This is a genomic window from Paenibacillus sp. FSL H8-0175, from assembly GCF_045040615.1.
Taxonomy (GTDB): Bacteria; Bacillota; Bacilli; order Paenibacillales; family Paenibacillaceae; genus Paenibacillus_AQ; species Paenibacillus_AQ odorifer.
The window spans coordinates 5,226,504-5,238,133 of the sequence record NZ_CP150299.1; the positions used below are offsets into that span (position 1 = coordinate 5,226,504).

At 47.6% G+C, this 11,630-nt stretch carries 7 protein-coding genes; all 7 read right to left on the reverse strand.

Translation table 11 applies throughout. The annotated features are described in order from the left end of the window. Positions 1-34: 34 nt before the first annotated feature. The 7 genes from MHH46_RS23325 to MHH46_RS23355 all read right to left on the reverse strand — a co-directional run bounded on the left by MHH46_RS23325 (position 35) and on the right by MHH46_RS23355 (position 11,282). Positions 35-2,089, reverse strand: coding sequence for an alpha-galactosidase (locus tag MHH46_RS23325; protein WP_076191793.1), 2,055 nt, complete (start codon positions 2,087-2,089; stop codon positions 35-37). A gap of 249 nt (positions 2,090-2,338) precedes the next feature. Continuing rightward, entirely contained in the window at positions 2,339-4,723 is a 2,385-nt protein-coding gene (locus MHH46_RS23330) for a glycosyl hydrolase family 95 catalytic domain-containing protein (RefSeq protein ID WP_076191795.1), read from the reverse strand. 11 nt (positions 4,724-4,734) lie between these two features. After that, positions 4,735-6,450 (reverse strand): right-handed parallel beta-helix repeat-containing protein, encoded by a 1,716-nt coding sequence (locus MHH46_RS23335; RefSeq protein WP_143762732.1) that lies wholly within the window; start codon positions 6,448-6,450, stop codon positions 4,735-4,737. A gap of 67 nt (positions 6,451-6,517) precedes the next feature. Continuing rightward, complete coding sequence (locus MHH46_RS23340; RefSeq protein WP_076191797.1) at positions 6,518-7,651, reverse strand: SGNH/GDSL hydrolase family protein; 1,134 nt, start codon at positions 7,649-7,651, stop codon at positions 6,518-6,520. Positions 7,652-7,747: 96 nt separating this feature from the next. Further along, complete coding sequence (locus MHH46_RS23345) at positions 7,748-9,373, reverse strand: extracellular solute-binding protein (RefSeq protein ID WP_076192124.1); 1,626 nt, start codon at positions 9,371-9,373, stop codon at positions 7,748-7,750. Between the two features lie 136 nt (positions 9,374-9,509). Beyond that, positions 9,510-10,412 carry a carbohydrate ABC transporter permease gene (locus tag MHH46_RS23350; RefSeq protein ID WP_036683268.1) on the reverse strand — a complete coding sequence of 301 codons (903 nt, stop codon included), beginning with the start codon at positions 10,410-10,412 and terminating at the stop codon, positions 9,510-9,512. Positions 10,413-10,427: 15 nt separating this feature from the next. Then, the gene (locus tag MHH46_RS23355; RefSeq protein ID WP_038574727.1) at positions 10,428-11,282 is read right to left on the reverse strand and encodes a sugar ABC transporter permease; all 855 of its coding nucleotides are present in this window, start codon (positions 11,280-11,282) and stop codon (positions 10,428-10,430) included. Between the last annotated feature and the right edge of the window lie 348 nt (positions 11,283-11,630).

Genomic DNA, 11,630 nt, shown 5'->3' on the forward strand with positions numbered 1-11,630 from the left:
TATCCGCAAGAAGCAGAGGGCGCGTATTCTTTTGTTATTTTGCCGTCAATTTGAAGATTTTAGATTCTGCGGGTTCAAGCGTAACTTCCAGCTTTCCTGAGGTTTCCCCTTCTACACCTTCCCATAGGTCCAGCAGCTGGTAAGCAGCTTGAGCATTCAGCCCTGCCCGTTCTAATGAGAGGGATTTAGGAGCAGATTTCGTGACATCGTAATTGAAGACAGCTATATAAAAGGCATTTTCTTCTGAAGATTCGAGCACAAAAGTATCACAGGATTGCTTGCCGAGGTCCCCTTCGATCGGTCTGAAGGTTTTGCCAAGACGAGCAACATCCATAATGTCCTTATTGCTCAGCCAAGCTTTAGCCCGGGCGGCGGCTTCCTCTTTTCGGAAGTCATCCCCTAGCAGCAGCACCGTTCCCGCGATCACCGAAGCGGTTAGCCGGCTCCGGCCTTCATGCCAGCCCGTGGCTTCCTGGTTATGACTCTTGTACAGTACGGAATGGTCGGGATCATTGAAACGGTACAATGAATCGCTCATCCACCAGCCATGGGTCAAAGAGTTGAGCATATATTCTGTGTCCTGCAGCGTGCCAAAAACATCACAAGAGACACGCCGGCTATGTGCAAATGCATAAGGGAACAACGGTGCGATGGACAGATTAATAAAGAACGGTCGACCAATAACCTCTGGAGACAGCTTATTCTGCAAGTAGGACATACCGTAGTGATACGCCGCAATGCCCGTCGTAATCTCCGGATTGTGATGCTGGCCTTCCAGTGCGCCATGTGCCAGGAAATCCAGCTTGATATACTCGAATCCTTCCGAGATGAATTTTTTTGTATACCAATCTATTCTTTGCAGGTTCCCCGGATGTGTGGGGTCAATGGCTAGCCCTCCATCAACATCCGGCAGAATCTCTCCTTCGCTGTCCCGAAGCAGGATATCGCCATAGGTGTATTTACCGTTCGTACCCTCCACGACATCTCCGAACTGAGTAGGACTTCCCCAGAAAGCGAAAGGGGTCCAGTAAGTTCCCGGTCTATGACCATTCTTCCACACTAGCTCAAGTGCATTTTTCATTTCTTCTGCTGTGAAATTATCCCAAAAAGCGTCAAAGTTGATGTACAGCGTATCCTCATTCTGGAATCCTAACGGCTGCACTTCTTTTTTCAAAAACTCACTGGTCGACGTATACAAATCATAATCCAGATCAGCCATTGCAGCAGACCAGCTATTCCAGCCAACAGGAACGCCACCCTCCCAAGCCAGTGGAGCTTCAATCCATGTATTGGCCCGGCCGTAAGCTTCAAGACCTTCTCTGTAATCATCATAAAAACCTACGAATACGAGCGGAGACTCCACTCTTTTGCCTTTTACATAACCGTGCGGCTGAAAGTCGCGGGTTAATTCACTCACAGCCCCACCGTAAAGATCCAGCTCCTCGATCTGGCCGCTTCGCTCGCTTTTGATACGAATACCCGTTTTCCACACCTTGTGAGTTATGGAACCCATGATAATTCCTCGCCGGCTATCCGGCGCGAACACTGCCGTTACCTCGTAGCTCTCTGTATCCATAGGTGGCTTCACCACTGTATATCTGACCCATTTATCGTTGTCGTAAGGCACACGCAGGATGCTTGGTTCATCCGGTTGACCTGACTCGCCGCCGAGGGATACCGATTTGCTCTGAATGACCGCCATGCGGTTCGCTTTGATATCCTCATCGCTTGCGATCACACTTTGCATCAACACATATGAGGAGGACTCATAAATATAAAAATGCTGCTCCAGCTGTGGCAGCAGGGATGTTTCATGCACAATCACTAGATGAACACCTTTGCCAAAACCTTCACGAACGACCTCTTCCTGCAACTTCAGCACGTGGCTCTGATAGTGTTCAGTATTATATTCCCGGCCCTGCCAGCGAAAGGCGCTGCGAATCCCCTTTACATGTGCAGAAGTCCCGCCGACAACGGATGACTCACCCGTTCCGAGATCAATCTCCAGATTCACCAGGCCATTGGTTACACGGATAAGAGACGTTGTGTCTGTATTCACGTTTACGGTTGTATTACTGTCAGTTAGCATAATTTGCCTCCTTGTTGCTGCATTTTGGACCTTGAAGGCCGCAGTCTCAGTAGCTGTATCCCCCAAGTATGACCTCATTATAAAGAGCGGATAAAGCGTTTTCTATACAACGATCTTCCGATCCATACCGCGATCTAACACATCTTACCTAAACTCTGCTGGTCCTGAAGCTTCATGCTGAAAATGCAAAAAACAGCAGCAGGACCAAACGTTCAGGTCCTACTGCTGTTCATACGCTTATAAAACGGATTATTGCTGATCACCAATGATAAGCTTGTAGGATTGTCCCGCGGTTGTAGCGAAACTTACCCTTCCTTCGGCGGAACGTTCACACTGTATATCCTGACTGCCACAGGTTACCTTAAGTGGGGTATCCATGCGGATCACACATTCTGTGCCCAGCAGGGAAGTGATCTGCGCTTCCACTAGCTTGCCGTTGTCCCACTGAATGCTGACTTCAAAGCCACCGCGGGCACGTAAACCTGCAACGCTTCCCTCCTGCCATTCATTCGGCAATGCAGGCAGTAGTTCGAGATAGCCGCGGTGAGATTGTAGCAGCATTTCGGCAATCCCGGCGGAGGCTGCAAAGTTGCCATCAATCTGGAAAGGCGGATGCGCACCGAGCAGATTGGCATAAACTCCGCCGTGATTATATTGCTCCGACTCCCCGTCCTTCACCAGCCGCAACATGTTGGAGAGCAGATGCAAGGAACGGTTTCCATCCCGGAAGCGGCTCCATAAAGCGACTCTCCAGCCCAGACTCCAGCCTGTGCTTTCATCCCCGCGCCGCTCCAGCGAGGTTCTTGCCGCAGCAAATAGCTCAGGGGTCTCTTCTTCTGACAACTGGCGGCCCGGATAAATTCCAACCAGATGCGAGGTATGTCTGTGGTACATGTCCTCATCCTCAAAATCAGAGGACCATTCCTGCAGTTGCCCGTACTTGCCAACCTGCAGTGGCAATAGACGCTCACGGGTACTTTTCAGCTCTTCACGCAAAGCTTCATCCGTTCCAAGAATCACTGATGCCTCGATACAGTTCGTGAACAACTCCCAGATCAGTGATATATCCATTGTGGCACCCGTGCTGACCGCAGCCACACCCTCCGCTGTCCGGAATTTATGCTCTGGTGAAGTGGACGGGGAGGTCACAAGATTACCCTTGCCGTCGTCAATCAGCCAATCCAATGCGAACAGAGCCGCCTCCTTCATGACAGGATAAGCCGAAGTCCGCAAGTATTCAGTATCTCCGCCAAAAGCAAAATGTTCCCAAAGATGCTGGGTCAGCCAGATGCCGCCCATTGGCCAATAAGCCCAGCTTGGATCTCCATCGCCATAATCACCTACCGGTGCAGTGTGTGCCCAAAGATCCGAGTTATGATGAGCTACCCAGCCCCGGGTGCCATAGTTGGTCCGAGCGGTATCCGCCCCTCTCTTCGCCAGATTGCCGACGAAATCCAAAAGTGGCTCATGACATTCTGCCAGATTGCAAATCTCAGCGGGCCAATAGTTCATTTCTGTATTGATATTCAGTGTATAGTTACTGCTCCAAGGCGGACGAGTAGAGGCATTCCATATTCCCTGAAGATTGGCGGCCTGCGTTCCGGGACGCGAGCTTGCGATCAGCAAATAACGTCCGAAATGAAACAGCAGCTCAACTAGACCCGGATCTTGCGCGGAGTAAGTCGTAATCCGCTGCTCGGTTGACATTCCTTCCGGTGCCAGCGGCTTGCCCAGCCGAAGTTTCACCCGATCGAAAAGTGCCCGGTAATCAGTGATATGCGCTTGAAGCAGGCTGGTGTAAGACTTGCCTTCAGCACTTGCCAAGAAGGAGGCTGCAATGGTGGAGGCATCTTTTCCTTCAATTCCCGGGATTAGGTCATACCCGTTAAAACCTGTAGCCGCACTGAAATAAAAGGTTGCCGATGTCGCACCCAGCAAATGAATCCCACTGCCATCAACCGTTACTTGGCCGTCATCCGCCGTCACGGAGAGTTGTCCTTCGAAAGCCATTCCCTTGCTGCTGCCTGATTCACCGTATCGGATGGGATTGTCGCTCCCGAAATAGCTTGGATCTACATGCTCCGGTGCCGTTCCCGATAGAACATAGCTGTCACCTTGCGAATAAAGGTTGTGACGGAGTGGACTTTCCAGCGTGGCATGCACATTCAATGCGCCTGGCACACTTGCGGTCAAACGAAGAACAAGCAACTGATCAGGATGAGAAGCGAACATCTCACGGGTATAAGTAACATTGCCAATCTGATATTCAATGCGATGCAGCGCATTTTCCACATCCAATGTACGATGATAAGAATGATAGACGTTGCCATGTTCAAAATGAAGCAATAGATCACCAAAAGGTAAATAAGATTGAGTATACGGCCCCATCATTTCTCTGGTCAGCGTGTCCGCCTCAACATAACGGCCTTCTTGAATCAGCTGTCGCACCTTTGGCAGAACGTTCTTAGCACCGGGATTGTTACCCTCTTTTGGGTATCCTGACCAAAGCGTATCCTCGTTTAGACTAATTTTCTCCTGTTCCACACCACCGAAGATCATACCGCCCAGACGTCCATTCCCAATTGGAAGTCCTTCCGTCCATACATTTGCTGGCTTGTCATATTGAAGTTTCATACGCGCTCTCCTCACCATCTGTCATTTAATAAATTATCAGTAATTTCAACCTCACTGCAGGCATTTAATTCAATCGCATCATCAAGATTCGAAAGACTCGCCTCACCACTGCCTGCCAGAATTCCATTGCACTTAAAGACCAGTCCGCAGGTGCTCTTGGCACTAAGGGCCAACACATCAATACTTTCAAACTTGTTATTCGTGATGACAATTCTCTGGTGAACGGGAGCACGCTTATCTATCTCCACATTCTCCGGCGAAATAAAGATAACCGGATGCTTTTGACTTCCACATTCCAGAAAATGATTGCCGCTGATGATCACATCCTCCACCTTGCCGGATTCATACCAGGACTCAGCATCCACTGCAATCAGAATGGCATTCATATGCATCCGTTCAAAAATGTTACCCTTAATTTCCACTTTGCGCCGGGTTGTCACAAGAATACCGCGGGTGGGTACTCTCGCGAAGTGATTATTAGTGACTTCAACCTCTGGAGTCCAGGTAACATTCTCTATAACATCATGGCTGCCTATATCATCAGGAGCCGGATGAGCCAACGTCAACAAAAGCTCGCGTGGATTTAGCCGCTTCACTTCGACCACTTCATTAGCCGCATAAGTGGTCAATGAACCGGAGCGAACAAATTCAATTTCGTCCCCCGGATAGAAAGCCATAAATCCGTAGGTCTGATGATGCATGAACCGGACCTTTACTACATTCGCCGATGGCTGCTCTACGATCCGCAGATAAGTACCATGGACATTAACGGGATCGTCATGTGAACCGGAAAAATTACTATCGGCAATGATCACCTTTCCCCGGCAGCTAGACATGTGAATAAAGTCCGCAAAGCCTGTGACCGTTCGTCCCGTTTCCGGACGCGGTGAGAGATCCATACGGCGGAAGCTGAGATTCTCGCTGAACTGGCCAACGATGCCAAGGCCATGCAGAAAATGTATCCCAATATCGCTCAAGGTGATGTTCGAGCTTTCCGTAATGAATACGCCCACCTGATCACGGATGCCGTCACGGCTTTGTAGAACATGCCCCGGAATAACCTCAGGCTGAAAATTAAAATGCAGACGGAGCTTCATCGGCTCCAGTTCCTCGACAGTGTCTGCCTGCTCCAGCCAGTTATCCATCCGCCAAGTCGTATTGCGCTGCGGATCATAAGTCTGCATTGGGCCTTCAGAAAAGCTCCAGCCCTCACCGATCCAGACCAACTTATCCTCCCTAATCTCATAACGTGAATCGGGATGTACTTGGACATCGAACGAATGGTCACCGCTTTCGGTAATCGTCATCTCCGTCACAGTTGGCCGGGCATAGTCGGTATGTAAATTACGGATCTCCACATTCTTGCAGCCATCCAGCAGGAGCATCGTTTGCTTGCCGTGAAAAATAAATAATGAACCATTGCCTTCCAGCGTTAAATTATATTGTCCCTTCAGCAAAATACCGATGGTCTTAGTGACATCCCTGTTCTCTTCTTCACTGGCAGTATTTGAGATAAAATAAGGTTTGCGGATAGCCTCGTCCGGATAGAAATGATAGCAGCCCTTCGGGCAATCTAGTAGTACTGGACCGGGAATTTCAGCGACAGCCTGTATAGCCCGAACCATGGCTGGCTGCGCGTCTAAACCAGAATCCGGCAGCACTCCATAATCCGTTAGGCGGATTACAGCAGGAGTAGTTAAGGCGTTATTCTCAGCAGAAGTAATCATCGGCACCGCCTTTCTTTTTTTTGTAAACGCTTAATATTTGGCAGTATAATCTCTCCGCTTAAAATAATCAATTGTGCAGCAGTTTCAGAATACGCAGACTGGTGCCTTTACTCTGTTCATCCTTCAGCCCCGTAATGCGTACTGAAACATGCAATTCTTGACGTTGTTCCTGGATCGGAAACATGGCGATAATAGGCCGAAAGGCAAGCGGACACCATTCATCGAATAAGTTCACAGCTTTATAAGAACTGCCATTTAGCGAATATTCAAAAATCCCGCTATCCGGTCCGTAGAGCAGCATCAAGCCTGCGCTTTGCCCGGTCACTGTAAAAGAAAAAACAGCCTCCTTGCTATGGGTATACAGATGCTCTGTTCCAAAACGCCAGTTCATCAGCGGATCTCCTGCAGCCAGTTCGCGAAGTTCGTAACCGTTCACAAGATCAGCCGCACGGAAATCAAGCAGGCTGCCGTATTCATAATTTTGCTCCGCCAAAGGTGGAATATCTAAAGAGCTTTCGCTACTCAAATTCGTCTTGTTAGGAACAAGCGCTGTCTCCAGATACTCTCGCAAAAAAGAGGCATACAGCGCATGACCTTCATCATTGGGATGATATCCATCCGGTGCCAGCTTAGTCCACTCCATTTGTTCCGCCTCTAGCTGCGCATAGACTCTAGCTGCAAAATTAACAGAGGGAAGCTTATAATGTTCAGCTACTTCTTCATGGACAGCAATATTAAAGGGATTGCTCCCGGAGAGATTCTTCTCTGCTGCTGTATACAAAAAGCAAATATCAGTGCCCGGTGACAACCGCCTGCATTGGCGGACAATGCCCTCCATCCCTCTAATGGATTCTTCCCGGTCATTGCCGTCATTGACGCTAAATTCAACGAATAACAAATCAATTGTGCCCTGCTGCAGGACATGCTCCTGTAATCGATGAGCACCTAAAGTTGAGTTCGTCCCCCCCACTCCCGCGTTGATGAAGCGGAACTCCTGATCCGCAAACCGCTCCTGAAGATACTTACCAGTGAGTGCTCTCCAGCTATATGTGTCTGCTTCGGAAGCACCTGCCCCCTCCGTAATTGAGCCGCCTAAAAAGGCAACGGTTACAGTCCCTTTTTCCGTAAGCCTGCCGTTAATTTGAGGTAGTCCACGGCGCGGAACTACAAATGAATGATTGCAATGATTCTCGTCTGTCATAACTCAACCTCCATCCACAAAAACCCATATTTTCCCCTGAAATCAAGAAATCAGGTGCGGGGTCTATCATACAGCACCTGATTCTGATTTCAATATTTATTTTTTTGAAGTATCATAAGCCTTTTGTAAAATTTCGAGATAACGGTCAAGCTTCAAGTTCTGCAATCCCTTTACATAAGCGTCCCAGTCCTTGTTCAGATCCTTGTTGCCTGTGATGAATTGCAGTTCATTTTGTTCGATGTAATTTTTCAAATTTGTCTGCAGCAAGCTGGCTTCATCAATCTCAATTGGATCAATCCAGATCGACCAGATGGGGAATAACTCTTTAGGCTCATGACCTTCGTATAGCAGAGTCGCATCATACAGTCTACGTTCATAACCATCAGAAGCAAAGATGTCGGTACCTTGAACGTAAGTATCACGGTATTCTTTAGGCTCATAGAAGTGAGCCATACCACTCCAGCCTGCATTACGTGGTGCTGCGCCTTCTTCACCTGGAATTAGTTTGATCATCGGTTTAACATCTTTACCCAACGCCACATCGCCTTCAACCGGATCTGTCCAATCGGTTCCCTTCAGGCCAGCTGCGCCATTCGTTTGGCCTTCTGGTGTAAACATATAATCCACCATCTTGATCAGTGTAATTTGTGCTTCTTCACTTGCTTTGTTTGTGATCACGAATTTTGCACCCGGGACTACGCCGCCTCCATCATGAGTCGCATAGGAAATTCCTTGAGGTCCCGAAATCGGAGGCAGCGGGTTGTAATGTGCTGAACGGGTATTCCCCGGGTCGATGTTTACGAAGATCGCTGGGTGCATACCTGCACCTGCACCTAGAATTTCTGCATCAGCATTTTCCCCGATTTTCTTAAAAGCTTCCGCGTTTTGTGTAAAGGCACCCGGATCAATCAAACCTTCGTCAAACAGGGATTTAATATAGGTCAATCCTTCTTTCCACTCCGGAGTAATGGCAGCAGATTGCACCTTTCCATCCTTCATGTTCAGGTAATTACGATCATCATCATAAACAAATGCGTTCATCAAGAAAGGAACGATTCGTACGCCGAACTCCTCGATAGAACCGCTTAGCGGCACTTCATCGGCTTTGCCATTGCCGTTCGGGTCTTGCGTTTTAAAGGCTTTCAGTACATTTTTGAATTCCTCAGTGGTCTTCGGCATCTCCAAGTTAAGCTTTTTCATCCACTCAGTATTCAGCCACATTTTGCTAGGATAGGAACAGTGGAAACATTCTGTATAAGCTACAAGTCCGTAAATGTTTCCATCAGGTGCAGTATTAAGCGTTCTTAGGTCAGAGTTCTTTTCCATGGCTGCTTTAATATTTGGAGCATATTTATCAATCAGATCATTTAGAGGAATGAGTACACCTTGCTTGCCGTATTTCAGTAGATCGGCCTGTGAGAATTGATCAATATAGTGAGTAAGCAGGTAAGCATCCGGATAGTCACCACTCGCCAGTGAGATCTGGCGTTTTTCCTGAGCACCATCCGATGGGTTGATCTGCCAGTTGAATTTGAAATTAAATTTCTCTTCTACATGTTTTGTGAATTTATTGGTCGGAAGGTCGATGCCGGATTCCTGAACTGAGAACACGCTGATCTCAACCGGCTTGCCAGACGAACCCGAACCAGAACCCTGCTGCGTGCTGGATGCGTTATCTGTATTTTTATTTGCACATCCGCTAATTACAACCGTAAATGCCATGACCAGAATTAGTAAAGTAATCAAGCTTTGCTTCTTCAAATATTATCACTCCCTTTTGTAATTTAGCAGGTGATACGATGATACCTTAAGTGTGTACTCCGGGCATACCTCCTTTCCAAAAAAGAGACTCCTAAGATCAACCCTTGACGGAACCAACAAGCATCCCCTGTACAAAATAACGCTGTACGAAAGGATAGATAACAAGTACCGGCAAAGTGGCAATCACAATTAAGGAATACTTCAGCAGCTCGGAAAGCTGTTGTTTCTCGACCAGTTTCCCCACGTCCATGGCCCCACCAGCGCTGTTGTTCTGAATGATGATGCTTCGCAGGACAAGCTGTAAGGGGAACAAATCTGCTGATTTCAGATATATCAGCGCATCGAAATAGGCATTCCATTGACCTACCGCGTACATAAGCACCAACACTGCGAGAATCGGTTTGGATAACGGGAGTACCACGCTCCAGATGAATCTCATATCACTACAGCCGTCGATTTCACTAGCTTCCAAAAGCTCCTCCGGAATCGAGGATTGAAAGAAGGAGCGGGCAATAATGACCTGCCAGACCCAAATGGCGTTCGGAATCAGCAGCGCCCAGCGAGTATCGATCAGATGCATCTCCTTCACTACCAAATAGGTGGGAATTAGCCCCCCACTGAAGATCATGGTGAAGGTAATGATCATCATCAGTGTATTTCGTCCGAAAAAACCTTTTCGAGACAGCGGGTAAGCGATCATGACCGTTAAAGTTATACTAATCAGCGTTCCCGCTGCGGTGTAGAAAATTGAGTTTCCATAACCAGTGATAATCTCAGGCGTATTCAGCAATACTTTGAAACCCTTGAAGGATATATCTACAGGCCAGAGCCAGACACGACCAGAGGTCACGGCTGCCGGACTACTGATTGAGCTGCTGATGATAAAAATAAGCGGATAAAGTACAGCGATTACCACAAGAGTAAGCACGATATAGATTGTGATCAGGAACGCTTTGTCGCCGACGGATTCTTTAATCTTTTTTTGAACTGCTGCTGCCATAGATGAGCTCCTTTCCTACCAGATGCTGTTCTTAGTGATTCTTTTCGCCAGACCGTTTACTGTAAATAAGAGAACCAAGTTGATGATGGAGTTGAACAGGCCCACCGCAGTTGCAAAGCTGTAATTGGCATTCAACAGACCGACCCGATAGACATAGGTGGCAATGATCTCAGAATTAACGAGGTTAAGCGGGTTCTGTAGCAGGTAGACTTTTTCAAAGCCAATCGCCATTACATTCCCTACATTCAGAATCAAAATGATAACGATGGTTGGCACAATCCCTGGCAAATCGACGTGGCGGATTTTTTGAAACCGCGAGGCTCCATCAACTTTGGCAGCTTCATAAAGTGTTGGGTCTATCCCTGCAAGCGCTGCCAAATATACGACTGCACTGTAGCCCGCTGTCTGCCAAATATCAGACCACACATAAATCGAACGGAACATGCCGGGTTCACCTAGGAAGTTAATAGAATCCAGTCCGAAGAAGTTGAGTGCAATGTTGGCAAAACCGAGCCGAGGGGCCAGAAAGAGCATAACGATTGACACCATGACAACCGTCGAGATGAAATAAGGGGCAAACGATACAAGCTGAACGAATTTCTTAAACCTTCCTCCCCGTACCTCATTAATCATGAGCGCAAGAATAATCGGGATTGGAAAACCCGCCAGCAGCTGATAGCCACTAAGCATAATAGTATTCTTGAGCAGTGTCCAAAACTGCGGATTCTCAAAGAAGAGCTGAAAGTTTTTAAATCCGACCCATGGACTTCCCCATATCCCTTTTATGACGTTATAGTCCTTAAAGGCTAGGACAGTGTTCAGCATCGGATAATACTTGAAGATGATAAAAAACAGCAAAGGCGGAATCACAAGCAGATGTAACTGCCAGTGCTTTTTTATGCTTTTGCGAGCATTTTGTAAGAATACGGGGCCTTTGCTTTTCGGCAACGACTTGCGATGTAGTACTAATTCTTTCTCCAGAACAATTCCCCCTAAGCAGATGTCTGTGATTTGTGATAGCGCTTTCTACGAATTGATCATAGATGACTTTTATCTCCAAAAGAAAGGTACACTTGGGTGCTTCAGCGTACAAATCGCCCTATCTGAGGAGCACAAAATAGCAGTAGAACGGCCATTTTTCCGAATTGCAGGGTTGAAATCAGAAAAAGACTGCATCATCCAAAGTGGACAGTGCAGCCTTATGTTATGGCCTATTTT

What these genes read in the sequence shown, in the direction of transcription:
- MHH46_RS23325 (WP_076191793.1), bottom strand. Translation starts at nt 2,089, where the DNA reads ATGCTAACTGACAGTAATACAACCGTAAACGTGAATACAGACACAACG.
- MHH46_RS23345 (WP_076192124.1), bottom strand. Translation starts at nt 9,373, where the DNA reads ATGGCATTTACGGTTGTAATTAGCGGATGTGCAAATAAAAATACAGAT.
- MHH46_RS23330 (WP_076191795.1), bottom strand. Translation starts at nt 4,723, where the DNA reads ATGAAACTTCAATATGACAAGCCAGCAAATGTATGGACGGAAGGACTT.
- MHH46_RS23335 (WP_143762732.1), bottom strand. Translation starts at nt 6,450, where the DNA reads ATGATTACTTCTGCTGAGAATAACGCCTTAACTACTCCTGCTGTAATC.
- MHH46_RS23350 (WP_036683268.1), bottom strand. Translation starts at nt 10,412, where the DNA reads ATGGCAGCAGCAGTTCAAAAAAAGATTAAAGAATCCGTCGGCGACAAA.
- MHH46_RS23340 (WP_076191797.1), bottom strand. Translation starts at nt 7,651, where the DNA reads ATGACAGACGAGAATCATTGCAATCATTCATTTGTAGTTCCGCGCCGT.